Here is a 24,826-nt window from a genome sequence, read left to right on the forward strand (position 1 = left end):
GCGGGACGTTAGCGTGGACGCATGACTCTCGCGCAGGATCTCGAAGCACTCGCCATGGACATCGCCCGGGAGGCGGGAGACCTCGCCCGGGTGCGCCGGGAGGCGGGCGTGTCGATCGCCGCGACGAAGTCCGCGCTCGCCGACATCGTCACCGAGGCCGACCGCGAGGTGGAGACGCTGATCCGCGCCCGGCTGGCCGCCGAGCGCCCCGACGACGCGTTCCTCGGCGAGGAGACCGGCGCCGAGGGCGGTGCGAGCGGCATCACGTGGGTCGTCGACCCGATCGACGGCACGGTCAACTACGCCTACGGCATCCCGGCCTACGCGGTCAGCATCGCGGCCGTCCGCGGCGAGCCCACTCCGGCGGACTGGGAGGCGCTGGCGGGCGCCGTGTACACCCCCGTCATCGGCGAGCTGTTCCACGCCGCCCGCGATCACGGAGCCTGGCTCGGCGCTGCTCCGCTGCGCGTCAACAGCGAGGTCGGACCCGCCGGCGCGCTGCTCGCGACAGGTTTCGGCTACGACCCCGCCACGCGGCCGGGGGACATCGAGCTGATCTCGGCCGTGATGCCGGGCCTGGCTCGTGACCTCCGCCGCGGGGGAGCGGCATCCCTGGATCTCGCGTACGTCGCCGCCGGTCGCCTCGACGGCTACTTCGAGCGGGGATTGGCGCCGTGGGACCTCGCCGCCGGATCGCTCCTGGTGACCGAGGCCGGCGGCCGGTTCGGCCGTGCCGTGCCCGACGGCTCGCCGCGCGCGCCGCTCGTGGTCGCGTCGACACCGGCGATCTATGACCGCCTCGCCGCTGCAGCAGGGCTCTGATGAAGGGCGCTCTCATCCAACTCTCATCTATGACGCGCGCTGAAATCCGAGCCGTACATGGCATTCCCAGGACGCCCGGGGTAGTGTTTACCCGATCGTTACCTTCGCTGCCCGAACGGCGGAGGTCGTCATAGCCCACGACCGCCTCGCCGCGTTCCCCTCGCGGTACGACCCGAGAGCCCGCCGCCGCTTTGCCTTTCGACGCCCCCATGGCTGAACCCGCGCCCACGCGCCGGTCGAGCCGCACCTCCGCCACGCCTGTCCAGGCGACCCCGGAGACGCCGGGAGCAGGTCGCGCCACCGCGCGGCGCGAAGCCGCGCAGATCGCCCCCGAGCGTCCGGCTGTCGTGTGGGGTCGTTCCGTCGACCTGAAGAAGGCGGATGCCGCACCCGCAACCGCGACGCAGGCGCAGCTGTCGGCCCCCGCGGGGCAGACGACCGCCCCGCACCCGGCGCCGGCCTCCCGACGCCAGCGGCCCGCCGCGCGTCCGATCGTCGCACCGGCCGCCGACACCGCGGCGCACGCTCCGGCGGCTGCTCCGGCGGAGGTCGCGGAGGCTGCGGCTGTCGCTCCCGCGTCGCCGGCTGCCGAACTCCCGGCCACGGCGCCCGTGAGCCGTCGTGCACGCCGGGCGCAGACCGGCGAGTTCGCTGCGGTCAGCGCACCGCTCGCGCCGACCGGCGAGTTCGCCGCGGTCAGTGCGCCGCCCGCGGAGACCGGTGAGTTCGCCGCGTTCAGCGCGCCGGCCGCTGAGACCGTCGCTCCCGCCACCCCTGCTGAGCCCGTCGCTCCCGCCACCCGTGCTGAGGCCGTCGCTCCCGCGCCGCCCTTCCAGCTCCTCGAGCCCCTGGTCGCGTCGGAGACCGCTCCGATCCCCGCGCCGCCGAGCTCCACAGCCGCCTCGGCTGCCTCGGCGTCGTCCGCGGGCGCCTCGACGTGGACGTCGGAGTCGTTCGCGAAGATCCTCGCGGCGGAGGCCGTGGCGGCAGCCGCGACGACCGCCGCGCCGGTCGAGACCGTGCGGCCCTCGGCGCCCGAGCCTGCGGCGGCTGCCGAGACAGCTCAGGCCCGCCCGGCGACCGAGCAGATCCACCCCCTCACCGGCCCGATCGCCCAGCCCGCGGCATCTGATGTCGACGAGTTCGAGGTCGCGGCGCGCCTGTTCGAGTTCACCGGCGAGACCCCCGTGCAGCAGCCGGCCGAGGAGCAGGAGCAGTCGCGACCTGCCGCCGGCCCCTCGGCCGAGGAGCAGCCCGCCGCGCACACCGCGCCGCGTCGGTCGCAGGCCCGCCGGGGTGCAGCGTTCCGTCGCGTGGCCACCGCCTCGTTCTCGGTCGGAGTGCTCGGCGTCGTGGGGCTGATGGCGGTCGGGATGACGACACCCGCCGAGGCCGTCGCCGCAGCTCGCGGCGTCGACGCCTCGCTGTCGGTCCTCGCCCCCGGCGACTCGAAGGCATCGGTGATCGACGAGGCCGAGATCCAGGCCTATGTCGCGCCGGCCGGCATCGAGGCCGACACGCTCGACCGTCCGGAGAACTACACGACCACGACGACGGCTCAGCTCGCGTCGGAGGCCGGCATCAAGAACTTCTCGAACCTGTTCCGCAACGACCCGAACTCGAACATCCAGTGGCCCTTCACGGTCGGTGTGACGATGTCGTACGGGTTCGGCATGCGGTCCGGCCGCATGCACGAGGGCGTCGACTTCACGCCCGGCGCCGGAGCCCCGATCCAGGCCATCGCCGACGGCACCGTCCGCGTGGCCTCCGAGGCGGGCGGCGCGTACGGCGTGCACGTGATCATCGACCACATCGTCGACGGCCAGCTCATCTCCAGCCACTACGCGCACATGGAGTACGGCTCGCTCCAGGTCTCGGCCGGTCAGCGCGTCACGGTCGGCACGGTCCTCGGCCGCACCGGCAACACCGGGCGCTCGTACGGCGCCCACACGCACTTCGAACTGCTTCAGAACGGCACCACGGCGATCGACCCGATGCCGTGGCTGCGTACCCACACCGACGGCACCCACACGGTGGGCTGACGGTTCGGAAGGATGCCGGGCCTCTGGTATCCTCTTCTAGTTGCCTGCTCGCAGGCAGCACGCCCCGATAGCTCAGTGGCAGAGCACTTCCATGGTAAGGAAGGGGTCGTCAGTTCAATCCTGACTCGGGGCTCGCAGCATCCGTTCCAGCGATCGGATGCCACGCGGCAGGGTAGCTCAGTTGGTGAGAGCGCACGACTCATAATCGTGAGGTCGCGGGTTCAAGCCCCGCTCCTGCTACAGACGAAAGCCCCCGGATTCCGGGGGCTTTTTCGTGCCTGCCCGGCTAGGGTGAGCCCTGACCGGCGGCCGCGCCGGGCGAGCGGAGGCCGGCGATGCTGAGGCGGATCGCAGAGGGCGTGTTCGTCCACGAGAGCGAGTTCATCCGAAGCAACTGCACGGTCGTGCAGGGACGCCACGGCGTGCTCCTCATCGATCCGGGCATCACCGACGCCGAGATGGCGCACCTCGCAGACGATCTCGGCGAGCGGGGACAGCCCGTCGTGGCCGGCTTCTCGACGCATCCGGACTGGGACCACGTCCTATGGCACCCGAGGTTCGGCGACGTGCCGCGCTACGGCACGGCCCGCGGTGCGGCATCCATCCGGGAGGTGCTGGCGCGTCCGGACTGGCGGGATGCCATCGCCGAGGGGCTGCCGCCGGAGTACGCCGACGACATTCCGATGGAGCTGCTCGGCGACATCACCGCTCTGCCCGCCGGTGCCACCCGTGTCCCGTGGGACGGGCCGGAGGTGCGGATCATCGAGCATCGCGCCCACGCGCCGGGTCACGCCGCGCTCCTCGTCGAGGAGCGCCGCGTGCTCGTCGCCGGCGACATGCTCTCCGACATCCTGATGCCGTTCCTCGACCTCGAGGCTGAGACGCCCATCGCGGATTACCTCGCCGCGCTGGCGCTCCTCGAGACCCTGGTCGACGAGGTGGACGCAGTGGTGCCGGGGCACGGCTCGGTCGGCGGACCGGGTTCGTTGCGGGCGCGCATCGCGCAGGACCGGGTGTACGTCGAGACGCTCCGCGATGGATCGGACTTCGACGATCCGCGGGTCGGCCCGGCGGCCCCGCTGGAGTGGCTGCCCGACGTGCACGACTGGCAGGTGGGGCGGCTCGGCCCGAGCAGGCCCGCGGATGCACCCGAGGAGGGCTCGCCGCCCGGCGGGCCGTGAGCCGCTGCGGCGGGCGGGGCGCGAACGGGGGCAGGAACGACGACGCCCGGCCCCGCCGCAGCGGGAGCCGGGCGCCGCAGGGTCACCCGAGGAGGACGACGTGCGTGCCGGCCTCCAGGTCCACCCGATCCGTCGCGCCGTCCCCGTGCACGTGCAACGTGGTCGGCCCGTCGGTGGTCACCTGAAGCCGCACCTCGGAACCGGGTTCGAACCCGGCGGCCGCCAGGTCGACGTCCGCGGTGGCGACGTTGACGAGCGCGAGGTCGAGCACATCGCTCGCCTGGACGCTGCCCGCCGGGTGGCGGTCCAGCACCCGGATCTCGGTCGGGAACCCGTCGAACACCGCGCTGTCGGTGGTCACCACCGGCTCGGTCGCCACGAGGTCGAGTGCGCCGGAGCGGGCCTCGACACGACTCCACCGGGCCGCGGCGTCGCGCGCGGCGAGTCCGGCGACCCAGTACGCGCTGTCGATCGCGAGCCCCAGATCGGGACGGTTCTCCCGCGGATCCCACCGGAACGCGATCGTGCCGGGCGAGGTGGCGAGCTGCGCCTCAGCGACGTGCTGGGCGTACTCGCGCCATCCGAGCCATCCGAAGTGCCCGTGCGTCGCACCGCCGTAGTAGTGCGCGCGGTGTTCCACACCGGCGGCCTCGAGCGCCGACGCCCAGGTGCGCGTGTTGCCCTCGGCGATGTCGGCGGTCCCGGCATCCAGGAACACGCTCATCGCCGCGAGGTTCTCCACGCGGGCGCTGTCGTCGGCGCCGTCGCGGATTCCGGCGGCGTGCATGTACCCGGCACCGGAGACGATGCCGACGCCGGCGAAGACGTCGGGATGGTTGGTCGCGAAGCGCGTCGCGCCGACACCGCCCATCGAGTGCCCGGCGATCGTGGTGCGGCTGCCATCGAGCGAGTAGACGCCGGCGACCCGGTTCCACGTCTCCCACACGTCCAGCTCCGCCTCATTGACGTACCAGGTGCCGTCGCCGCGGGCGAGCGGAGAGAGGCAGACCGACCCGCGGTCCTCGCAGACAGTGCCGAACAGGTGATCCTCCCGCGAACCCCGGAACCCGTTGTGGTTGCTGCCACCGCCATGAAGCAGGATCGTCAGCGCTGCCGGCTCGGACGGATCGTACGTCGTCGGCACGTAGACCAGGTACGGCTGCACCTGCCCGTACACCCGCGGCGCCGTGGTGGGCGGCTGGCCCGTCGGCTGGCGGGTGTCGGGGTGCAGACCGGGACCAAGATCGACGGACGAGACGTACCACCGGGTGGAGAAGCCTTCGGGCGACGGATGCTGCTCCACCGTGCCGCGCGCGAGCTCGCGCCAGTCCACCTCGAGCGCGAACGGCGACATGTCTCCGTCGGCGAGCGCCGCGCTCTGCGCGCCGTTGTTCCACGCCGTCGCCCGCGCAGGGCCGGCGGCCCGCATGTCCTCCTGCTCCGCGCTGCGGAACGCGGCGTTGTAGACGCGCAGGTCATCGCGCTCCGGTGCGGCGGCGAAGCCCGTGCCGGTGGCATCCGCGATCCCCGTCGCCAGGCGGACCGTGAACACTCCGTTGACGCGCAGCGCCGCGCGCGGCACCTCGGCGACGAACGACTTCGCCTCGACGTCGACGTCGACGCGCGCGCCGTGCCGGGTCAGCTCGCGGCTGCCGTCCGCGTCCTCGAGCCACACTCCGGCGGCCGACACGATGAGGAATGCGTCGCTGCCGGGGGAGGTGACGCCGGCGTCGCCTGGCCACGTCGAGGTGCCGGTCCGCTCGTCGGCGTCGGTGTCGAGCGCCCACACGGCGATCGGCAGCTCCGGATCGGCGAGAGTGGTCCAGTCGACGCGCCAGTACGAGCGGTCGCCGCGCACGCCGATTCCGGCTCGGAAGACGTCCGCGCCGTTCGCGTGCGCCGCCGCGTCGGCGTAGGTGAGCGAGCCGTCGCCCACATCGTCGAACAGCCAGTCCGTCCAGAGCAGAGCGCCGCCGTCGTACCTGCTCGTCCCGGAGGTGCGGGAGAAGTCATCGGAGAACGGCCACGCCGCGGGCGTGGCGAGGACGGGCTCCTCCGTGAACGCGGCGGGAGGCGCGGCCGCCGGGATCTCCGGCGGCGCGCCGTCGCTCGGATCCGCCGAGCCCGCCGCGCTCGCGGGCGGCGCGGCGATGAGCGTGGTGACGAGACCGAACCCGGCCATCAGGGCGGCGGCACGCACCGAGCTACGACGAGACGCCTTCGTGTTCGGTCTCATCGGTTGAACCGATCGGGGTGGAAGGCGAGGAAACGCGCATCGCCGAGGTCGAGCGCGTCCGCCGCACGGTTCAGCTGCACGGAGTTCGCGCTGCCCCAGCGTCCGGTGTCGAGGCGGTCCAGCAGCAGCTCTGTCGCCGCCACGGTCTCGGCCGCGGTGAAGTTGCAGTGACCGGCGGATGCGACGTAGGTCTGCCGCAGCAGCGAGGCGTTGCCCGCGTGGGTGACCCGCTCCTCGTACTCCTGCTGCTGCGCGACGGTCGAGATCTGGTCGCCGACGTTGTTCAAGGTCACGGTGGGCACGCTGATGCGGCCCGTGAACTCGTACGAGGCGGCGAATCGCTCGACCGCGTCCGGGTCGGCCTCGACGCGCTCGCCGGCGTTGACCGCCGCGAGGTCCTCGTCCAGCGACAGTCCGGCGGCGTCGTAGAGCTCGGCGACCACGCGACGCGACTCGGGGGAGGCCTTTCGCAGCTGCTCGACGTAGTCGATGCCGGTGTTCCAGGACGGCATGCCGCCGAACACGATGGTGCTCGTGTGGCGGCTGCTCATCGCCTGACCGATGTAGGGCAGCGGGTCTCCGGCCAGCGCGCCGTACCAGGCCGCCTGGTAGGCATCGCGGTCTCGCGGGTCCGGATCGGCGATCGCCTGCGACCAGGCCGGCAGCTGCCCGATCGCGGCGGCGAGGGCGATGCGGGCGCGCCCCTCCGGGGTCTGCTGCGCCTCGGCGAGCCGCGCGAACCAGGCGTTGCGCGCTCCCTCGATGTCGGCCGGCACGTCCTCGACGGGCAGGGTCCCCTCGGGGTCGAGCAGCTCCGACAGGACGAACACGGTGTCCAGCTTCTGATTCCACTGCGACACGGTGCCCGACAGGCCGCCGCACGCAGCCAGCACCCCGTCGATGCGATCGGGGTGCAGCTCGCCGGTCGCGGCGGCGATCATGCCGCCCATCGAGTTGCCCATCGCGATGGCGCGATCCGGCTCTCCCACCGCCGCGGTGAACGCGTCGAGCGCCTCGATCTGGTTGTCGACCGCGTCACCGAGGTTCCAGCCGGTGACATTGCGCGTCGTGCCGCCGTACGCGTACCCGCGGTCGATCAGCTCGTTCTGCGCCGCCGACGGTGAGCCGCCCGCGAAGTCCAGGTTGACGAACACGGTCCCGTTCCAGTCGGCGGGGACGACGAACCGGTAGGCCGTCGAGTCCGACAACCGGCCCGAGACGATCGTGTCGGGTTCCTCGGCCGCGACCGCCGGGGCGGCTGTCGCCGTGAGCGCCAGTGCCGCTGCGGCGGCGATCATGGCGCGGGTCGTCCGGTGTGCATCAGGCATCTGCAGTGCTCCCTCATCCAACGTCATCGTTGATCCGGCCCCTCGGCCGGCCTGAGCGGAAGCCTGCCCGCGTCGGGGCAGAATGTCAACCAAATTGATACTCTGGTCGCGATGACCGCCTATCGTGGTTGAAATTGATAGTTGAAAATCTCAACCATCAACTTTTATGATGTTATTTGCGCGTCATGAGACGCCGCTCCTCCTGCACAACGATGTGGAGTTCCCATGCGTACCAGCACTGTCGCCTTCGTCCCCCTGCTCGCCGTCGCCCTTCTCGCGGGCTGCTCGGCGTCGCCCGCCTCCGAGCCCGCTCCGGGTGACGACGCGGCCGCCGCCGAGGCGCCCTTGTACGACCAGCTTCCCGATGCCATCAAGGACGCCGGGGTCATCAAGATCGCCGGTGACACGCACCCGCCCTACCGCACGATCGAGGAGGGCGGCGAGATCACGGGGATCGATCCCGACCTCCAGGCCGTGCTGTCGGAGCAGCTCGGCGTGCCGTTCGAGATCATCACGTCGTCCGGCTTGGACGCGATGCTCACCGGCATGCTCTCGGGCCGCTTCGACGCCTTCAACGGCCCGGTGCGCACGACACCGGAGCGGGAGGCGGAGTTCGATGCGGTGGTCTGGATGACGACCCGCACGTCCTACGTCTTCCTCGAAGAGCGCGCGGGCGAGCTGGACGACCCTGAGGCCCTGTGCGGCTCGCGCGTGGCGGGTGTGACGGGATCCGTCACCGAGAGCCAGCTCGCGCGGTACAACGAGTGGTGCGCGGCCGAGGGCCTCGATCCCGCCGAGTTCATCGGCCTCGAGGACAGCAATGCGACGTTCCTGGCGGTGAACTCGGACCGCGCGGACTACGCCGGCACGACGCAGTCCGCCGCGATCGACCTGCAGTCGTCGGACCCGGACCGCTACGGCTACCTGATCCAGTCGGACGAGCAGGGCGCAGGCGTCGACCAGCTCGCGATGTTCATGCCGAAGGGCAACGGGCTGGCCGAGCCGATGCTCGCGGCGTTCGAGGCGATCTTCGAGAACGGCGAGTACGACCGCATCATGTCCGAATGGGGCATCGAGGATGCCGCCGTCGAGGCGCCTGTGCTGAACCCCATGACGAGCGAGTGAGACAGCCATGACCGATCTCACGACGCAGCCGGTGCGCAATCCGTCCGCGGACCGCACGGTGGACGTCGCCGACGCCCGGCTTCGCATCCATCCCTGGCGGGTCGCCGTGGGCGCCCTGCTCGCCCTGGTCACCGCGCAGATCGTCATCTTCCTGGTGACGAACGAGCGGTTCGACTGGCCCGTCGTCGCGGAGTACCTGTTCAACCCGACAGTCCTGATGGGGCTCGGCATGTCCATCATGCTCACCATCGTGGGCATGGTGCTGGGCTCGATCCTGGGCACGGCCCTCGCCGCCGGCCAGCTCAGCGACTTCGCACCGCTGCGGTGGGCGTGCATCGTCTTCGTCGGCGTCTTCCGCGGGGTCCCGCCGCTGGTGCAGCTGATCTTCTGGTACAACCTCGCCTACCTCGTGCCGCGCCTGGCGGTCGGCGTCCCGTTCGGGCCGGAGCTCCTGAGCTGGCCGACGAACGACCTGATCACCCCGCTCACCGCCGCGATCATCGGACTGTCCCTCCACGAGGCCGCGTACATGGCCGAGATCATCCGGGCCGGTATCCTCTCGGTCGACTCGGGGCAGCGCGACGCCGCCGCGGCGATGGGCTTCAGCCGCTGGCACTCCTTCACGCGGGTCGTGCTGCCGCAGGCGATGCGCGTGATCATTCCGCCGACCGGGTCGCAGGTGATCGCGCTGATGAAGGGCACCTCCCTCGTCAGCGTCATCGCGATGGGCGACCTGCTGCATTCCGTGCAGGTGATCTACAACCGCACGTATGAGGTGGTGCCGATGCTGATCGTCGCGGTCATCTGGTACCTGGTCGTCGTGACCGCGCTCACGCTCGTGCAGCGACGGGTGGAGCGGCATTTCAGCAAGGGCATGTCGCGGGCCGCGGTCGCGCGGCGCACGGTCGAGCGAACGGAGGCGACGGCATGACCGCGCAGGGAAAGGATCTGACGCCGGTGCTCCAGGTCGTCGGGCTGCGCAAGTCGTACGGCGATCACCTCGCCCTGTCCGGCGTCGATCTGGAGGTGCATGCCCGCGAGGTCGTCGCAGTGCTCGGGCCTTCGGGGTCCGGCAAGTCGACGCTCGTCCGCTGCATCGACCAGCTCGAGTCGATCGAGGGCGGAGCGATCTATCTGGACGGCCGGCTGCTCGGGTACGAGCGCCACCGCGACGGCATCCGTCCGCTGACCGACACGGAGGTGCAGCGGCAGCGGCGTCGCATGGGGATGGTGTTCCAGCAGTTCAACCTGTTCCCGCACTGGACGGTGCTCCGCAACATCACCGAAGCGCCCGTGAAGGTGCACGGGGTGCCGCCGGCGGAGGCGAAGCAGCGTGCCATGGAGCTCCTCGCCCGCGTCGGGCTCGCCGACAAGGCCGATGCGCACCCGCGTCAGCTCTCGGGCGGTCAGCAGCAGCGCGTCGCGATCGCCCGGGCCGTCGCGACGAATCCCCGCATCCTCCTCTTCGACGAGCCCACCAGCTCGCTGGACCCCGAGCTCGTCGACGAGGTGCTGCAGGTGATGAAGGACCTCGCCGAGGCGGGCATGACGATGATCGTCGTCACGCATGAGCTGGAGTTCGCCCGGCACGTCGCCGACCGATGCGTGTTCATGGCCGACGGCCAGGTGATCGAGGACCGGCCGTCCGCCGACTTCTTCGACCACCCGGAGTCCACGCGGCTGCGCACGTTCCTCACCCGCACGTCCGCGGCGCCGGCGGGCGGGGTCGCGTGATCACGATCCACGCGGTCGGCGACCTCGTGCTCGAGCGCGACGACGCGCGGGACCTCCTGGCCGCCGTCGCGGACACCCTGCGCTCAGCAGACCTCGTGATCGGGCAGCTCGAGATCCCGCACGTGGCGTCGGCCGAGGCAGCGGTCGTGCAGACCACCGACGTCCCGGCGCTCCCGGGGCCGCCGTCGGCGCTGGATGCCCTGGCCGAGGCCGGATTCGGCATCCTGACTCTCGCCGGCAATCACGTGTACGACTTCGGGCCCGAGGGGATGCGCGAGACCGTCGGGCACTGCGAGGCGCGCGGCATGCGGACCGTGGGCATCGGTGAGACGATCGACGAGGCGTTCGAGCCGGTGATCGCCGACGTCGACGGCACGCGGATCGCAGTGGTGAGCGTGAACTGCGTCGGCCCCCGCGAGAGCAGGGCGACGACGCTCAAGCCGGGGGCCGCCCACGTGGACGTCGTGACCCACTACGAGCCGCGGAACGCGAACCCCGGCGGACCGCCGCGGATCGACACGTTCGTCGAGCCCGCGAGCCTTCGTCGGTTCATCGCGGCGGTGACGGATGCCGCCACCCGCGCCGACATCGTGGTCGTGGCCCTCCACAAGGGCCTGGTGCACGTCCCCGTCGAGATCGCCGCCTACGAGACGGAGATCGCGCATGCGGCCGTCGACGCGGGCGCGACGGCCGTCGTGGGGCACCATGCCCACATCTTCAAGGGCGTCGAGATGTATCGCGGGCGTCCGATCTTCCACGGGCTCGGGAACTTCGCCACCGTGACCAGGGCGCTCTCGGCGATGTCGGGCGATGCGCCGGAGCGGGAGGCGTGGGCGCGGGAGCGACGGCGGCTCTTCGGCTTCGAGCCGGACCCCGCGATGCCCGACTACCCGTTCCACCCCGACAGCCGCAACACCGCGATCGCCGTCCTCACCATCGAGGGCGACCGTGTCGAGGCCGGCCTCATCCCCTGCTGGATCGACGACGACGCCCGCCCGGTGCCCGTCGGGCGGTCGGCACGAGGCGACGACGTCGCGGCATACCTGCAACGCATCACGAGCGAGGCCGGGTTCACCACAGAACTCGCGTGGGCCGGCGACCGGCTCCTCGCGCGGACGAAGGAAGACTGACATGAGCACCACCGGCGGCCCGCTCGCGGGCAAGACCGTGATCGATCTGACCACCGCCCTGGCCGGGCCCTACGCGACGCTGCTGCTCGCGAGCCTCGGAGCGCGGGTGATCAAGGTGGAGAACCCGACACGCGGCGGCGACTCCTCGAGGAACAACTCGCCGTACGTCACGGCGGACGGCCTGCAGATGCGCCGGTCCGGACCGGACGACATGTCGGTGTCGATGATGTCGCGGGGGCGGGGCAAGGAGAGCATCACGCTCAACCTCAAGCACCCCGAGAGCCGGAGCGTCTTCTTCGACCTCGTGCGCAACGCCGACATCGTCGTGGAGAACTACAGCGCCGGGGTGACCAGGCGACTGGGCATCGACTACGCCGCCGTCCAGCAGGTGAATCGCCGCATCGTCTACACGTCCATCAGCGGCTTCGGCGCGCAGGGCGTCTCGGGCGACGGCAAGGCGATGGACACCATCATCCAGGCGCTCAGCGGAGTCATGATGACCGCCGGCGAGCCGGGCGATGCGCCCATCCGCTTCGGCCTGCCCATCGGAGACCTCGTCGCACCGCTCTTCGCGGTGATCGGCACGCTCGCCGCCGTCATGGACGCCGAGGCCACGGGTGAGGGTCAGCACGTCGACGTGTCGATGCTGGGCAGCCTCACCTCGCTGGTCGCCTGCGAGCCGTTCGACGCGCTCGAGTCGGTGGGGTTCCCGCTGCGGACGGGATCCGTCGTGCCCCGGCTCGCACCGTTCGGCACGTTCCAGTCCGCAGACGGCTGGTTCGCGATCTGCGCCCCGACCGACCAGTTCGCCGAAGGGACCCTCGCGGCCATGGGCAGCCCCGACCTCGTCGACGATCCGCGTTTCGCCTCGCGGGATGCCCGCGTCGCCCACGCCGACGAGCTCCACGGGATGATCTCGGAGTGGGCGGCGGGGCGATCGTCGGCCGAGGTGCTCTCCGCGCTCGAGCGCAACGGGGTGCCGGCGGCCCCCGTGCGCGACACGGCGACCGCCGTCCGTGACGACATCGTGACCAGCCGTCGCGAGGTCGTCCCGCTCGTCCATCCGCGGTTCGGGCACTTCGAGGGCCTGTACGGCAGCGGACTTCCGGTGGTCTTCTCCCGCAGCTCCGCCGACCTGTCCCGCCCCGCCCCGGCGCTCGGCGAGCACACCGCCGACGTCCTCGGCGGGCTGCTCGGATACGACGACGCGCGCGTGGAGGCCCTGCGACGGGACGGAGTGCTGTGACCAGCGCTCGCCGCGTGGTGGTCGGGATCGTCGGGAACGACGTTCCGCGGCAGGTCGTGCTCGCGGCCGGTGCGCTCCCGCACCGGCTCACCGGCTCGTGGGAGGGAGCCGTCGATCCGGCAGCCGCGCAGCTGCTCGGCGCGGCGGACGCACCCGCCGCGCGCATCCTCACCGAGCTCGTCGCGGGGCGCTCCGGCTGCGACGCGCTCATCGTGTGCGCCGACAGCCAGGCGCACGTGCGGCTGTTCTACGTGGTGCGCTCGATCCTGCCGGAGCTGCCGCTGCACCTCGTGGACCTGCCGCGCGCCGAATCCGCCGCGGCCCGGCGATTCGCCCGCGTGCAGTTCGACGATCTCGCCGCATTCCTGGGCGGCCTGACCGGCCGGGCGCCCGATGCGTCGACCCTCGCCGACGCCGGGCGGGAGGAGCGTGAGCTCGGACATGCGATCCAGCGGCTGCGCGACCGCCGCCGTGCCGTCCCCTCGCAGTGCCACGGCGCCATCGCGCTCGAAGCCCTCATCGCTTCGGCACGGCTGTCCCCGTCCGAGGCGATCGCGCGGATCGACGCGGCGCGGTCGAACGTCGTCGCTTCAGCCCTCCGTGTGCACGTCACGGGATCGAGTCATCCGGATGCCGCGCTCTACCGCGTGCTCGAGGAGCACGGGTGCGTCGTGGTGAGCGAGGACCACGACACCGGTGACGGGGCATGGCTCGGGGCGGCCGTCGACGCGGCGGATCGGGACGGGATGCTGGACGCCCTGGTGGACCTCCACTTCGACCGCGTCGGTGCGTCGCCCACTGCCTCCAGCGCGGCTCGGGCGCAACTCACCCGCGATGCCACGGTGACCGCGGAGGCACAGGCCGTCATCGCTCTCATCCGCGAACTGGACGAGGCCCCGGCGTGGGACCTCGCAGACCAGGAGCGGCTGCTCGCCGAGATCGGTGTTCCGATCCTCACCCGCACCCGCGTGCGACCGGGGGACGAGTCGGAGACCGCGCGCGAACTGGCGACGCAGGCCTCGAGTCGGGCGGTCTCGGCATGAGTGCACGGCTCCTCACCCCCGAGAGGCTCCCGAGCGCCGCGGCGGCGACCGCCTACCAGCGGGAGTGGTTCGCCGGCCTCGCCGGGAGGGTCCGCGACGGCGAGCCGCTCGCCCTGGCCAACGCCGATGCGCCACACGAGGTGCTGCGGGCGCTCGATGTGCACTACGTGGTCAACCAGTGGTGGTCGTCCATCATCTCGGCGAAGCGGGCGGGTCCGGCAAGCCTGCAGGCCATCGGCGCAGCCGGGCTTCCGGATTACAGCCGCCAATACGACGCGCTGCCGCTCGGCGCGCAGAACCTGCCGGCGCAGGACGCGCCATGGGGCGGTCTGCCCGAGCCGCGGTTCGCGATCGCCGAGCGCGGCGGGGATGTCACGCACAAGATCTTCGAGCAGTGGGGCCGGCGGCCGCAGACCGAGACCTTCCTGCTGTCGCGCACGGCGGCCGTCCCGGCACCTGAGGGCTGGTGGGACATCGTCGCGCACCGCTGGGAGGAGGTGTTCGGGCGGCCCCGCATCGATCTGCTCCAGGGTGAGATCGAGAACCTCATCACGTGGCTCGAGCCTCGGCTCGGGCGACGGCTGGACCGTGCACGCCTGGGTGAGGTGATGGGACTCGCCAATGAGCAGGCCGAGTGGAACCGGCGGACCCGGGACCTGCTCGCGTCGGCGCGCCCGCTCCCGGTCGCGGTGACGGACATCATCCCCAGCGTCATGGTGCCGCAGTGGCATCGGGGGACCCGGTGGGCGGTCGAGGCGGCGCGGCGACTCCACGACGACGTCGCCCAGCGCATCGACGACGGCGCCGCGGTGGCGCCTCGTGAGCGGCGCCGGCTGATGTGGATCGGGCGCGGGCTGTGGTCGGACCTCGAGATGTACCGGTCGTTCCAGGAAGAGTTCGACGCGGTCTTCGTGTGGTCGATGTATCTCGCGATCGCCGCCGACGGCTACGTGCGGTACGGAGACGACCCGGTGCGGGCCCTCGCCGCCCGCTTCGTCGGGCTGACCGATCTCCTCTACGTGCCCCCGATGTCGTCGTCCTGGTACGTGAAGGAGGCCGTGTCCCACGGGGTCGACGGGGTCGTGCACCTCGTGGCCGACGACACCCCGGGAGGAGCCCTGATCTCGGCAGCACTGGAGGAACGCGGCATCCCCGTCCTCGAGATCCGGGGGAGCAACGCCGACGACCGGTCGACCGCCGATGTGCGCGACCGCATCGCGCGGTTCCTGCGCGACCGCGTGCCGGCGAGCGCGTGAGGCGGTGATCCGCGGGGGAGTGTTCGAGCCGTTCGCGAACCGGCGCTTCTCGCTCTACTTCGGCGGGCAGGTCGTCTCGAACACCGGGACGTGGTTCCAGAATCTCGCGCTCTCGCTCGTGATCCTCGAGGCGACCGGAAGCGCCCGCGCCCTCAGCGGCGTGACCGTCGCGCAGTTCCTGCCGCTGCTGCTGCTCAGCGTGCCGGCCGGCCGGGTGGCCGATCGCGTGCGGCCCCGGACGATCCTCCTGATCACGTCGCTGCTGTCCGCGGTCATCGTCACGGGTCTCGGAGTGGCGACGCTCGCCCCGGATGCTCCTGTCGGGGTGCTCTACGCGCTGATCGCGGCGCTCGGCGCGGTGCACGCCTTCGATCGCATCGCGGCGCAGGCGATCATCTTCGAGCTGGTCGGGCCGGGCGAGCTCAGCCGAGCGGTCTCACTGAGCACCATCGCGCTCGCCTCGGCCCGGTCGATCGGCCCGGGGCTCGCGGGTGTCGTGTTCCAGGTGGCGGGGCCGACCGTGTGCATGCTCGTCAACGCCCTGTCGTTCCTGCTGGTCTTCCTCTCGATCGCCGTGATCCGCCCCGAGCAGCTGCATCGTCGTGCGAGCCGGCCCCGAGCCGCGGACCGGCGGTACCGTGTGCGCGAGGACCGGCCCCTCGTCACGCTGCTCATCGTGAATGCGGTCGTCGCGCTCCTCGCCCTCAACCTGATGCTGACGCTGACGTCCACCGTCGCCCTCACCTTCGGCGGCGATGCGACCGCCGTCGGAGTCGCGCACACGCTGAACGCCGTCGGTGCGATCCTGGGCGGTGTGCTGGCCGCGTCGCGCGCGAGTGTGTCGGTGCGCTCGCTCATCGCCGCCTGCGCCGGACTCGGACTCTCCCTCCTCGCGACAGCCCTGGCGCCGGCGCTGCCGGTCTTCCTCGCGCTCGGACCGCTGCTGGGACTCGGCGTGGGGTACTACCACGGCGTCCTCAACGCCGCGGCGCAGGTGAGCGTGCCGCCCGAGCAGATCGGCCGCACGATGTCGCTGGTGACGCTCGGGAACTACGGCGTGGTGCCGTTCGGCGCCCTGCTGATGGGCTGGGTGATCGATGAGCGCGGCGGACCGGCGGCGCTCGCGATCGGCGGGACTGCCGCGCTTGCCTGCGCGGTCTTCGTGCGAGCCCGGCTCGGTCCTAGGCGCTCGTCCTGACAGCCGGTCAGGCAGGCGTCATGCCGACTCCGCTGCTCGGACGGCGACGACGGGCGACCGCCTCGGCCTCGGCGTCCTTGTCGCCGAAGTAGCCACCTGCGAGGGCGTCGGCGGCGCGGTCGAGGATCTCTGCCAGCGTCTCACCGAGATCGGGCCCGATCGCCGCCGCCAGCCGGTCCTCTCGCTCCCGCATCTCCCGCTCGCACTCGGCGAGCCGCGCCCATCCGCTCTCGCTGAGGCGCACCAGCCGGACGCGCCGGTTCGTCGGATGATCGACCTTCTCGATGAGCCCGGACGACAGGAGCTCCGCGGAGACGACATGGGCCGCTTGCGAGCTCACGAACGTGCGCCGGGCGATCTGGGCGTTGGAAAGCGGCATGCCCTCTCCGAGCACCTGCATGATCAGCAGCTGCGAGAGGGTGATGCCCTGCGCGAGCGCAGTGTTCTCCGCCGCGCGGTTCAGTGCGCGCGCCAGGCGATAGGCGGTGTAGTTGAGCCGATCGGTCGCGGCAGTCCCGCGAGGGTCTCGACTGATGTCCGGCACACGTCCAGCTTACGGATCGCTGCGCATCGAGTCGCAGCACCCGGGCGCCGCCGTTCCCGCCTGTTCGTCCGGCCCGCCGGGCCCGGCGCCGGTGTCCGCGGCTCCTCGTAGAGTGCGCGCATGGCCGAGCGCGTGGAGCTGTGGTGGGCGAGGCGCCAGTTCTCGAAGGGCCTCGACGTGCCGTACCCGGTGGGGACGTACCGCGCGGAATGGGCGGCCTACCCCGCGCTGATCCGGCAGTACCACCCCGAGCTCAACGCGGGCATCACGCTGACGCAGGTCCCGCCCGCGGCCGACGTGCTGCTGCTGTGGGAGTGCGAGGCGGGGCACCGGTTCGCCGCCACGCCCGCCGAGCAGCGCGCGCGTCCCGGACGCGAGCGGCGCCGGTCGGCGTGGTGCCCGGACTGCTCCACCCTCGCCCGGCCGCCGCGCATCATCCCTGCCGCGACCCCCGCGCGGCCGCCTCGGCGCAAGCGGGAGCGGACGCTCTGCCCGAAGACGCCCGACCTGCCGGTGGGGGAGCCGTTCGCCAGCGCATGCGCCCCGAAGCCGGCGTCCGCGGTCGAGGCGCGGCTGCGCGCCGACGTCTTCTCACGACTGTCTGTCTCCCAGGGCATGAACGCCATCCGCGCCGCCCGGCCGTTCTTCGACCATCTCGAGGTGTGGCCCGACATCCTCCTGCCCGAACTGCGCGTGGCCATCGAGTACGACACCGTGGGCAGGCACGGCCTGGAGCACGTCGGCGGGCGCGAAGACGCCGATCGCCGCAAGGATCGCGTGGTCCGCGCCTCCGGCTGGGAGGTCGTGCGCATCCGCACCGGCAAGCTCGAGCCGCTCGGCCCGCACGACCTGCAGCTGGCGGCCTGGTCGCGGCGTGGACTCGATCCGCTCATCGACGCGCTGCGCGGCATCCGCGGCAGCCTCCTCGTCGACGCGTATCTCGTCTGAGAGCGAGATCACGGGGCCCGGCGCGTCACCGACTCCGCCGGAGGCACCCGGAACACCAGGAACGTCGTGACCGCGAGGATCAGGATGCCGACCGACTCCACGATCACCGTCTCGGGGACCAGCATGAAGTCCCACTCCTGGGTGATGCCGAAGAGCCCCACGGTCAGTGCGAGAACCAGCGCGAGCAGGGTGGCGATCAGGAACAGCAGGCTGAGGACGGTCGTCAGCTGCAGAAGCCGGCCGCGCAGCGCGAGCATCCCGATCGCCAGGACCAGCCCGGCGACGAAGTTGAGGATGAACAGCACGCCGAGGATGCCGCCCACCCCGTTGAGCGCGAGGTAGAGGTGGATCCCGCCGGCTGCGACGAGCGCGAGGGCGCTCAGGATGCGCGTGACCCACAGCACGCGCGGACCGGTCTGGCTCATCGTCCTACCCGCTCTCTTCCGGAGGCGACGCGGTGGCGGCCCTCTCCAGGGACACGATTTCGCGGCGCGCCGGGTTCATCCGGACGAGCCAGACGACGTCGCGGCCGAACGACTCGAGCATGAGCGCCAGTGCCGTCACGACGACGAGGACGTTCGCCCCGAGAGGCAGCAGCTGCGATGCCACGGCCGCGAGGGCGATGCCGCTCGCTGCCGTCACCACCTTGCGCCAGTACCTCGGGGGCAGCGTCGCGCGCATGAAAGGCAGGGCCCAGCCCGCGGCGACGAAGCCGTACCGCAGCAGCCCGATGATGAGCACCCACCAGCCGACGAACGGTGCGACGTACACGCTCAGCACGAGCAGAAGGAACGCGTCGACCTCCATGTCGAAGCGCGCACCCAGCTCGCTCTCGCTGCCGGTGCGCCGGGCGACGTAGCCGTCCACGCCGTCCAGAACGAGAGCCACCGCCACGATCGACACGAACAGGGCAGCGGATGCCTCGCCCCAGAACGACGCGACCACCATCGCGGTCACCACTCCGACGAGCATCGACCGCGTCGCGGTGACGGCGTTTGCCGCCCCGAACCGCTCGGCTCGGCGGCGGCGCAGCGCCACGGTCAGCAGCAGCGTGGACACGACGAGGTAGCCGATGCCCGCTGCCCATGCCGGCGGCGGGAGGGGGACGACGACGCCGACCGGGACGAGCAGCACGCAGCCGCCCACGGCCCACCACCACGGCGTCCACTGAACTTTTCGCATCCGCTCCCCGTGTTCCCATCATGGCGGTCACCGGGAACACGACGAAGAGACCCGCCGCGGTTCACCGGGATGAGCGGGATGCTGCGACCGCCTGGTGGACGGTGGCTCCGGGCTCGGGGGAATTCCGGCCGGCGCCGCTGCCTCCGCGGTCGGACGGCGAGGCGTCGGTGCGTACCTTGTGGACCGGGGTCAGCCGGGGCACCGAGTCGCTCGTCGCGCGAGGACAGGTCCCGGTCAGCGAGCGGGAGCGCATGCGCGCCCCGTTCCAGGAGGGCGACTTCCCGTTCCCCGTGAAGTACGGCTACCTCAACGTCGGTGTCGTGGAGGACGGCCCCCCGGACGTGCGCGGGCGGACGGTGTTCGCGCTGTACCCGCATCAGTCGCGGTTCGTCGTACCCGCCGAGGCCCTGGCGGTCGTTCCGGAAGGCGTGCCCGCCCGTCGTGCGGTGCTCGCGGGTGCGGTCGAGACGGCGGTCAACGTGCTGTGGGATGCCCGGGCGCTCGTCGGTGACCGGATCGTGGTCGTCGGCGCCGGCATGATCGGCGGTGCGATCGCGCGCGTGGCGCGCGGCATCCCGGGAGCCGACGTCACCGTCGTCGATGTCGACGAGTCCAAGCGATCGGTGGCCGATGCGCTCGGGGTGCGCTTCGCGCCGGCGGAGGGGCCGATCGGCGAGGCCGACGTGGTCATCGAGTCCAGCGGCAGCGTCGAAGGGCTTCAGCTCGCCCTGCGCGCGGCACCCGCCGACGGGGAGGTGGTGGTCGCCAGCTGGTTCGGCGACCGGCCCGTGCCGCTGGAGCTGGGGGCCGACTTCCACTCGCGGCGCCTGGCGATCCGCTCCAGCCAGGTCGGGGCCGTCGCGTCGAGCAGGCGATCGCGGCGCACGACACGGGATCGCCTAGCGCTCGCCCTCCGCCTGCTGCAAGACCCTGCCTTCGACGCGCTGCTGGGTGCAAGCTCCTCGTGGAGACAGTTCCCCCAGGTCGTGGCCGCGCTCGCGGACGGCACGGCGGGAGGGCTCTGTCACACCTTCGATTGGAGTGCGGCATGAGCTTCAGCGTCACCGTCCGCGATCACCTCATGGTCGCGCACAGCCTGCGGGGCGAGGTGTTCGGCCCCGCCCAGAGCCTGCACGGGGCGACGTTCCTCGTCGACGCGACGTTCCGGGCCGCCGAGCTCGACGACGACGGCGTCGTGGTCGACATGGGGCGGGCGGCGGAGGCGGTGCGTGAGATCGTCGCATCGCTCAACTACCGCAACCTCGACGACGAGCCCGACCTGCGGGGCGTCAACACGACGACGGAGCGCCTCTGCCAGATCATCGGCGACCGCCTCGCGGGGCGGGCGCGCGACGGCGCGCTGGGCGAGACGGCGCTGACCGGCATCGCGGTGACGCTCCACGAGTCGCACGTGGCCTGGGCCTCGTACGAGGTGACGGTGTGACACGACCCGGCATCGTGTTCATCGTCCCCGCCGGGATCGATGACCCGGGCCGGGTCAGCGGCGGGAACGTCTACGACCAGCACGTGCGCGACGGCCTGCGCCGCCGCGGGTGGGCGGTGACGACGGTGGAGGCATCCGACGGTGCCGCTGTCGCGTCCGCCCTGCGGACAGCCGACGACGGTGCGCTCGTGCTGGTCGACGGTCTGGCCGCGTGCTGGGCGCCGGCGGAGGTCGAGGCGTCGTCGCCGCGGGTGCGGCTCGTGCTCCTCATGCACATGGTGGCGGCGGTGTTCCCCGACGCCGACATCGACACCGTCGCGGCGGAGCGGCGTGCGGCGCAGGGCGCTCGCCGCGTCATCGCGACCAGCCGCTGGACGGCCGACCAGCTCGTGAACCGAGGGCTCTCGACGCGTGATCGCGTCACCGTCGCGGCGCCCGGCGTCGCGGCGGCGGAGGTGAGCGTCCCCGACGGTGACGACCGGTTCCTCTGCGTGGGGGTGCTTGCGCCGCACAAGGGTCAGGACACCCTGCTGGCAGCCCTCGCCCGCCTGCGCGAAGCCGACTGGTCGTGTGCGATCGTCGGGTCCGCCGAGCCGTACCCGCGATTCGCCTCGCGGATCCAGCGGGAGGCGCAGGCGCTCGGCGGCCGCGTCACGCTCACCGGAGTGCTCTCAGGCGACGAGCTCGCCGAGATGTACCGGCGCAGCGCCGTGCTCGTCGCGCCGTCGCGCGTCGAGAGCGCGGGCATGGCCGTGGGCGAGGCGCGAGGCCGCGGGCTTCCCGTCGTCGCCGCGGCGACGGGCGGCATCCCCGACACCGTCGCCGGCGGCGGCGCGGTCCTGGTCCGGCCCGGCGACGCCGTCGAGCTGGCCGCCGCCCTGCACGCGTGGATGAGCGATCCGGGCCTTCGCGCGCGGCTGCGCCGCGAGGCGCTCGCCGCGCGGGACGCGCTGCCGCGATGGGACGACACGATCGAGAGCGTCGCCGCCGCCCTGGAGTCGGCATGAGCTCCATCTCGACGGCGACGGCCGAATGGCTCGCGCTGCGCGCCCGTGCCGACGACGCCGCCCGCTCCGCCGAGCTGGCGCGCGAGCTGGCCCGGTTGGTCGGACCGGGACCCGTGGACGTGCACGACCTCGGCGCGGGAACCGGCGCCATGGCGCGCTGGCTCGCGCCGCTGCTTCCCGGTCCGCAGCGCTGGACCCTGCGCGACGGTGACGCGGGGATCCTCGCGCACGCGGACCTCCGGTCGGTCGCCGACCGAGACGGGCGTCCGATCGCCGCGGAATGGGTGGTGGAGGATCTGGCGGAGCTGCCGCGCGACGCGTTCCACGGGGCGTCGGCGGTGACGGCATCCGCTCTGCTCGACGTCATCACGGAGCAGGAAGCCGCGCACATCGTGGCCGCGTGCACCGCCGCGGGCGTGCCGGCGCTGTTCAGCCTCAGCGTGACCGGGGAGGCCGCGCTGCGGCCCCGCACGGGTGAGGACGCCGCGCTGGAGCGCACGATCGGCGCGGCGTTCGACGCCCATCAGCGCCGCGATGCGGACGGGCGGCGCATGCTCGGCCCCGACGCGGTGCGCGTCGTCGCGGAGCGTTTCGCCGCGGCCGGCTGGCGCGTCAGGACGATGCCGACGCCCTGGCGACTGGGCGCTCACGACCGCCCCCTGGCCGCCGCGTGGCTCGACGGCTGGATCGACGCGGCGATCGAGCAGCGTCCCGACCTCGCGGGCCCGGCCGGGGAGCTGCGTCGCCGGCGCCGCGCGCAGGCCGACGCCGGCGATCTCCGGGTGTTCGTCGGGCACGAGGATCTGCTCGCATGGCCGGGCTGAGTGCGGCTCCCCGGGCCGGCGGAACCGGCCTCGCGGGCCGGGACCGCTTCCGTTCCCCGCGCGGGAGGGGCATCATCGGGTGCAGGAGATCCGCATGAGAGAGCGACCGTACGTCACACTCAGCTGCGCGATGTCGATCGACGGATACCTCGACAGCGCCGAGCCCCGGCGTCTCGCGATGTCGAACGCCTCCGACCTGGACCGGGTGGACGAGGTGCGCGCGCGGAGCGACGCGATCATGGTCGGGGCCTCGACGGTGCGCCGCGACGATCCGCGCCTGCTGGTGCGCGACACCGCTCGGCGCGCGCGGCGGCTGGCGCTCGGGCTGCCCGAATCGCCGACGAAGGTGACCGTCACCGCGAGCGGAGACCTCCCCGCCGATGCGGCCTTCTTCACCACCGGCGACGCGCCGCGCATCGTGTACTGCCCCGCCGAGGTCGCGGTGCCGCTCCGGGATCGGCTGGGGGAGCGGGCGACGGTCGTCGGGTCGGGCCAGGACTGCGTCACCATGACCGCCGTGCTCGACGACCTGGGCGACCGGGGGGTGCGCAGTCTCATGGTCGAGGGCGGCGGCAAGGTGCTGACGCAGTTCCTCACCGCAGATCTCGTCGACGAGTTCCACCTCGTCGTCGCGCCGTTCTTCGTGGGCGAGGACCGCGCTCCGCGTGCGGTCGGGGCCGGGCGCTTCCCGTGGACGGCCTCGCGGCGTGCCCGGCTTGCCGAGACGTTCCGGATCGGCGACGTCGTGCTCCTGCGCTATGCGCTGTCGGAGCGATTCGGCGCCCTTGACGGCGACGGCCTCGGCGACGGCGCCGCATCACGCCGGGACGCGACCGAGACGGTGCCCGCCGAACGGCGCTGACGTGGGCGCGGTCAGCGGACGAGTCGTCCCTGCGCCGCGCCGGCGCCTCAGGACCGCCGCCGCGCTGACGCTCCTGATCGTCGTGCCGCTCGTGCCTGGCGTGATCTCGACCGGCTCGGCCCTCCGACTCGTGGGGATCCCCGTCGAGTCCCTCGTGATCCTGCTGCTGCTCGCCGTGGTGCCGTGGCGTCCCGGCCGCGTGGCGCTCGCCGCGGCGTTCGGGACGTTCGTGTGCGTGGCCGTCGTCCTGGCCGCTGTCGATCGCGGATACGACGTCGCGCTGGGGACGCGCTTCGTGCCGCTCGACTGGCCGCAGCTCGGCGACGCCTACGGCGTGCTGGCCGCCGCGATCGGCCCGCTGCCCGCGAGTGCGCTGGTGGGCGCGGCGCTGGCCGTGCTCGTCGCGGCGGCGTGCGCGCTGGCGTGGGCCGCACTGCGCATCGATGCCGTCGGAGCCGGCCACAGCCACCGACGCCACCGCGCCCTCGCGGCCGTCACCGGCGTCTGGATCGTGCTCGCGGCGGCTGCGATCCCGCTGGGTGCCACCGGCCCCGTCGCGGCGGCGGCATCCACCGGGTCCGTCGGCGCGGCCGTCTCGCGGACGGTCACCGCGCTGCACGACCGAGAAGCCGTCGCGCGCGCGATCGCCGACGACCGCTACGCCGATGCCGCGCCCGGCGGCCTCGTCAGGGCTCTCCGGGGCAAGGACGTCGTGATCGCGTTCATCGAGAGCTACGGGCGGGTGGCGCTGGAAGGCGGCGGCTTCTCGTCCGGAGTGAGCGACACCCTGCGCCGAGGCGAGAGTGCGCTGGCCGCAGAGGGGTACGTCGCCGAGAGCGCGTGGCTGACCTCGCCGACGTCCGGGGGAGTCAGCTGGCTGGCGCACGCGACGCTGCAGAGCGGCGTGTGGATCGACTCGCAGACCGCCTACAGCGAGGTGATGCGCAGCGACCGCCTCACGCTGAGCGCGGCGTTCGCCGAGGCGGGCTGGCGAACCGTCGGCGTGGTGCCGTCGAACACCCAGCCGTGGCCGGTCGGCCAGGATTTCTACCGTTTCGACGAGATCTGGGATGCCACCGATCTCGGGTACCGCGGCCCGCCCTTCGGGTATGCGCGCGTCCCGGACCAGTATGTCTGGAAGCATTTCGCCGACCACGAGCTCGCCGGTTCCGCACAGCCGGTCATGGCGGAAGTCGACCTGGTGTCGTCGCACACGCCATGGGCGCCGCTGCCGGAGCTCGTGCCGTGGGGTCAGGTCGGAGACGGGCGCCTCTACCACGCTCAGCGGTCGCGGAGCGCCTCGGCGGGCGAGGTGTGGGAGGACGCCGAGACGGTTCAGCGGCACTACGGAAGATCCATCGAGTACGCCCTCGGCTCGATGCTCGCGTTCCTCGAGAACGTGGACGACCGCGATCTGGTGCTCATCGCGCTCGGCGATCACCAGCCGGCGCCGATCGTCACCGGAGAAGGCGCCGGCCGCGACGTGCCGGTCAGCATCATCGCGAAGGATCCTGCCGTGCTGGAGGCGATCGCCGGGTGGGAGTGGACGCCGGGGCTCCGACCCGGGACGACCTCTCCGGTGTGGGGGATGGACGCCTTCCGTGATCGGGTCTTCTCCGCGTTCCGGGAATAGCAGCGTGCGCGGGGCGTTGTGGGTGATACCCCATGGGGGTA

General features: G+C 72.3%; 23 protein-coding genes and 2 tRNA genes. 20 read left to right on the forward strand and 5 right to left on the reverse strand.

Translation table 11 applies throughout. The features are described 5' to 3' along the window. Positions 1-21: 21 nt before the first annotated feature. The 5 genes from V6R91_RS06785 to V6R91_RS06805 all read left to right on the forward strand — a co-directional run bounded on the left by V6R91_RS06785 (position 22) and on the right by V6R91_RS06805 (position 4,045). Positions 22-822: an inositol monophosphatase family protein gene (locus tag V6R91_RS06785; RefSeq protein WP_336394816.1), complete on the forward strand. Its 801-nt coding sequence runs from the start codon at positions 22-24 to the stop codon at positions 820-822. Positions 823-1,031: 209 nt separating this feature from the next. Then, complete coding sequence (locus tag V6R91_RS06790) at positions 1,032-2,864, forward strand: M23 family metallopeptidase (RefSeq protein WP_336394817.1); 1,833 nt, start codon at positions 1,032-1,034, stop codon at positions 2,862-2,864. Between the two features lie 61 nt (positions 2,865-2,925). Then, positions 2,926-2,997, forward strand: a tRNA-Thr gene (locus tag V6R91_RS06795). A 33-nt stretch (positions 2,998-3,030) separates the two neighbouring features. Continuing rightward, positions 3,031-3,104 (forward strand) — tRNA-Met (locus tag V6R91_RS06800). Positions 3,105-3,199: 95 nt separating this feature from the next. Beyond that, the gene (locus V6R91_RS06805; protein ID WP_336394818.1) at positions 3,200-4,045 is read left to right on the forward strand and encodes an MBL fold metallo-hydrolase; all 846 of its coding nucleotides are present in this window, start codon (positions 3,200-3,202) and stop codon (positions 4,043-4,045) included. Between the two features lie 82 nt (positions 4,046-4,127). Here V6R91_RS06805 and V6R91_RS06810 read toward each other — a convergent pair whose 3' ends face one another. Further along, positions 4,128-6,281 (reverse strand): alpha/beta hydrolase-fold protein, encoded by a 2,154-nt coding sequence (locus tag V6R91_RS06810; RefSeq protein ID WP_336394819.1) that lies wholly within the window; start codon positions 6,279-6,281, stop codon positions 4,128-4,130. Then, complete coding sequence (locus V6R91_RS06815) at positions 6,278-7,609, reverse strand: alpha/beta fold hydrolase (protein ID WP_336394820.1); 1,332 nt, start codon at positions 7,607-7,609, stop codon at positions 6,278-6,280. Before V6R91_RS06815 ends, V6R91_RS06810 begins: the two co-directional genes overlap by 4 nt. 225 nt (positions 7,610-7,834) lie before the next feature. Between V6R91_RS06815 and V6R91_RS06820 the strand changes: the two genes are divergently transcribed. The 8 genes from V6R91_RS06820 to V6R91_RS06855 are packed head-to-tail and all read left to right on the forward strand — an operon-like array spanning position 7,835 to position 16,341. Further along, positions 7,835-8,734 (forward strand): transporter substrate-binding domain-containing protein, encoded by a 900-nt coding sequence (locus tag V6R91_RS06820; RefSeq protein ID WP_336394821.1) that lies wholly within the window; start codon positions 7,835-7,837, stop codon positions 8,732-8,734. A gap of 7 nt (positions 8,735-8,741) precedes the next feature. Beyond that, positions 8,742-9,665 carry an amino acid ABC transporter permease gene (locus V6R91_RS06825; protein ID WP_336394822.1) on the forward strand — a complete coding sequence of 308 codons (924 nt, stop codon included), beginning with the start codon at positions 8,742-8,744 and terminating at the stop codon, positions 9,663-9,665. Continuing rightward, complete coding sequence (locus V6R91_RS06830) at positions 9,662-10,468, forward strand: amino acid ABC transporter ATP-binding protein (protein WP_336394823.1); 807 nt, start codon at positions 9,662-9,664, stop codon at positions 10,466-10,468. The genes V6R91_RS06825 and V6R91_RS06830 overlap by 4 nt, the downstream gene beginning before the upstream one ends. Next, positions 10,465-11,598: a CapA family protein gene (locus V6R91_RS06835; protein ID WP_336394824.1), complete on the forward strand. Its 1,134-nt coding sequence runs from the start codon at positions 10,465-10,467 to the stop codon at positions 11,596-11,598. The genes V6R91_RS06830 and V6R91_RS06835 overlap by 4 nt, the downstream gene beginning before the upstream one ends. Position 11,599: 1 nt before the next feature. After that, positions 11,600-12,844, forward strand: a complete 1,245-nt coding sequence (locus V6R91_RS06840) for a CaiB/BaiF CoA transferase family protein (protein WP_336394825.1) — start codon at positions 11,600-11,602, stop codon at positions 12,842-12,844. After that, a complete protein-coding gene (locus tag V6R91_RS06845) occupies positions 12,841-13,887 on the forward strand; it encodes a 2-hydroxyacyl-CoA dehydratase family protein (RefSeq protein ID WP_336394826.1) in 1,047 nt (348 codons plus the stop codon). Before V6R91_RS06840 ends, V6R91_RS06845 begins: the two co-directional genes overlap by 4 nt. Then, positions 13,884-15,143, forward strand: coding sequence for a 2-hydroxyacyl-CoA dehydratase family protein (locus tag V6R91_RS06850; protein ID WP_336394827.1), 1,260 nt, complete (start codon positions 13,884-13,886; stop codon positions 15,141-15,143). The genes V6R91_RS06845 and V6R91_RS06850 overlap by 4 nt, the downstream gene beginning before the upstream one ends. Positions 15,144-15,147: 4 nt before the next feature. After that, positions 15,148-16,341, forward strand: a complete 1,194-nt coding sequence (locus V6R91_RS06855; RefSeq protein WP_336394828.1) for an MFS transporter — start codon at positions 15,148-15,150, stop codon at positions 16,339-16,341. A gap of 7 nt (positions 16,342-16,348) precedes the next feature. On the opposite strand, the gene V6R91_RS06860 is transcribed toward V6R91_RS06855, so the two are convergent. Then, positions 16,349-16,885 carry a MarR family winged helix-turn-helix transcriptional regulator gene (locus V6R91_RS06860; protein WP_336394829.1) on the reverse strand — a complete coding sequence of 179 codons (537 nt, stop codon included), beginning with the start codon at positions 16,883-16,885 and terminating at the stop codon, positions 16,349-16,351. A 120-nt stretch (positions 16,886-17,005) separates the two neighbouring features. On the opposite strand from V6R91_RS06860, the gene V6R91_RS06865 reads away from it, so the two are divergent. Beyond that, positions 17,006-17,833: a zinc-ribbon domain-containing protein gene (locus tag V6R91_RS06865; protein WP_336394830.1), complete on the forward strand. Its 828-nt coding sequence runs from the start codon at positions 17,006-17,008 to the stop codon at positions 17,831-17,833. 8 nt (positions 17,834-17,841) lie between these two features. Here V6R91_RS06865 and V6R91_RS06870 read toward each other — a convergent pair whose 3' ends face one another. Together V6R91_RS06870 and V6R91_RS06875 are read right to left on the reverse strand one after the other, a co-directional pair. Further along, entirely contained in the window at positions 17,842-18,258 is a 417-nt protein-coding gene (locus V6R91_RS06870; protein ID WP_336394831.1) for a hypothetical protein, read from the reverse strand. Positions 18,259-18,262: 4 nt separating this feature from the next. After that, entirely contained in the window at positions 18,263-19,015 is a 753-nt protein-coding gene (locus tag V6R91_RS06875) for a CDP-alcohol phosphatidyltransferase family protein (protein WP_336394832.1), read from the reverse strand. A 167-nt stretch (positions 19,016-19,182) separates the two neighbouring features. Here V6R91_RS06875 and V6R91_RS06880 point away from each other — a divergent pair, with 167 nt between their 5' ends. The 6 genes from V6R91_RS06880 (at position 19,183) to V6R91_RS06905 (ending at position 24,785) form a co-directional block, all read left to right on the forward strand. Further along, on the forward strand, positions 19,183-20,067 hold the full coding sequence (locus tag V6R91_RS06880) for a zinc-dependent alcohol dehydrogenase (protein ID WP_336394833.1): 885 nt from the start codon (positions 19,183-19,185) through the stop codon (positions 20,065-20,067). Next, positions 20,064-20,459 (forward strand): 6-pyruvoyl trahydropterin synthase family protein, encoded by a 396-nt coding sequence (locus tag V6R91_RS06885; RefSeq protein WP_336394834.1) that lies wholly within the window; start codon positions 20,064-20,066, stop codon positions 20,457-20,459. The genes V6R91_RS06880 and V6R91_RS06885 overlap by 4 nt, the downstream gene beginning before the upstream one ends. Further along, positions 20,456-21,466: a glycosyltransferase family 4 protein gene (locus tag V6R91_RS06890; RefSeq protein ID WP_336394835.1), complete on the forward strand. Its 1,011-nt coding sequence runs from the start codon at positions 20,456-20,458 to the stop codon at positions 21,464-21,466. Before V6R91_RS06885 ends, V6R91_RS06890 begins: the two co-directional genes overlap by 4 nt. Beyond that, entirely contained in the window at positions 21,463-22,290 is an 828-nt protein-coding gene (locus V6R91_RS06895) for a class I SAM-dependent methyltransferase (protein WP_336394836.1), read from the forward strand. Before V6R91_RS06890 ends, V6R91_RS06895 begins: the two co-directional genes overlap by 4 nt. A gap of 94 nt (positions 22,291-22,384) precedes the next feature. Further along, positions 22,385-23,152, forward strand: coding sequence for a RibD family protein (locus tag V6R91_RS06900; protein ID WP_336394837.1), 768 nt, complete (start codon positions 22,385-22,387; stop codon positions 23,150-23,152). 1 nt (position 23,153) lies between these two features. After that, positions 23,154-24,785 carry a CDP-alcohol phosphatidyltransferase gene (locus tag V6R91_RS06905; RefSeq protein ID WP_336394838.1) on the forward strand — a complete coding sequence of 544 codons (1,632 nt, stop codon included), beginning with the start codon at positions 23,154-23,156 and terminating at the stop codon, positions 24,783-24,785. Positions 24,786-24,826: the final 41 nt, after the last annotated feature.

The sequence above is a fragment of the Microbacterium sp. CCNWLW41 genome, from assembly GCF_037083505.1.

What these genes read in the sequence shown, in the direction of transcription:
- V6R91_RS06840 (WP_336394825.1), top strand. Translation starts at nt 11,600, where the DNA reads ATGAGCACCACCGGCGGCCCGCTCGCGGGCAAGACCGTGATCGATCTG.
- V6R91_RS06870 (WP_336394831.1), bottom strand. Translation starts at nt 18,258, where the DNA reads ATGAGCCAGACCGGTCCGCGCGTGCTGTGGGTCACGCGCATCCTGAGC.
- V6R91_RS06825 (WP_336394822.1), top strand. Translation starts at nt 8,742, where the DNA reads ATGACCGATCTCACGACGCAGCCGGTGCGCAATCCGTCCGCGGACCGC.
- V6R91_RS06805 (WP_336394818.1), top strand. Translation starts at nt 3,200, where the DNA reads ATGCTGAGGCGGATCGCAGAGGGCGTGTTCGTCCACGAGAGCGAGTTC.
- V6R91_RS06790 (WP_336394817.1), top strand. Translation starts at nt 1,032, where the DNA reads ATGGCTGAACCCGCGCCCACGCGCCGGTCGAGCCGCACCTCCGCCACG.
- V6R91_RS06810 (WP_336394819.1), bottom strand. Translation starts at nt 6,281, where the DNA reads ATGAGACCGAACACGAAGGCGTCTCGTCGTAGCTCGGTGCGTGCCGCC.
- V6R91_RS06815 (WP_336394820.1), bottom strand. Translation starts at nt 7,609, where the DNA reads ATGCCTGATGCACACCGGACGACCCGCGCCATGATCGCCGCCGCAGCG.
- V6R91_RS06895 (WP_336394836.1), top strand. Translation starts at nt 21,463, where the DNA reads ATGAGCTCCATCTCGACGGCGACGGCCGAATGGCTCGCGCTGCGCGCC.
- V6R91_RS06820 (WP_336394821.1), top strand. Translation starts at nt 7,835, where the DNA reads ATGCGTACCAGCACTGTCGCCTTCGTCCCCCTGCTCGCCGTCGCCCTT.
- V6R91_RS06785 (WP_336394816.1), top strand. Translation starts at nt 22, where the DNA reads ATGACTCTCGCGCAGGATCTCGAAGCACTCGCCATGGACATCGCCCGG.
- V6R91_RS06885 (WP_336394834.1), top strand. Translation starts at nt 20,064, where the DNA reads ATGAGCTTCAGCGTCACCGTCCGCGATCACCTCATGGTCGCGCACAGC.
- V6R91_RS06865 (WP_336394830.1), top strand. Translation starts at nt 17,006, where the DNA reads ATGGCCGAGCGCGTGGAGCTGTGGTGGGCGAGGCGCCAGTTCTCGAAG.
- V6R91_RS06830 (WP_336394823.1), top strand. Translation starts at nt 9,662, where the DNA reads ATGACCGCGCAGGGAAAGGATCTGACGCCGGTGCTCCAGGTCGTCGGG.
- V6R91_RS06850 (WP_336394827.1), top strand. Translation starts at nt 13,884, where the DNA reads ATGAGTGCACGGCTCCTCACCCCCGAGAGGCTCCCGAGCGCCGCGGCG.
- V6R91_RS06900 (WP_336394837.1), top strand. Translation starts at nt 22,385, where the DNA reads ATGAGAGAGCGACCGTACGTCACACTCAGCTGCGCGATGTCGATCGAC.
- V6R91_RS06875 (WP_336394832.1), bottom strand. Translation starts at nt 19,015, where the DNA reads ATGCGAAAAGTTCAGTGGACGCCGTGGTGGTGGGCCGTGGGCGGCTGC.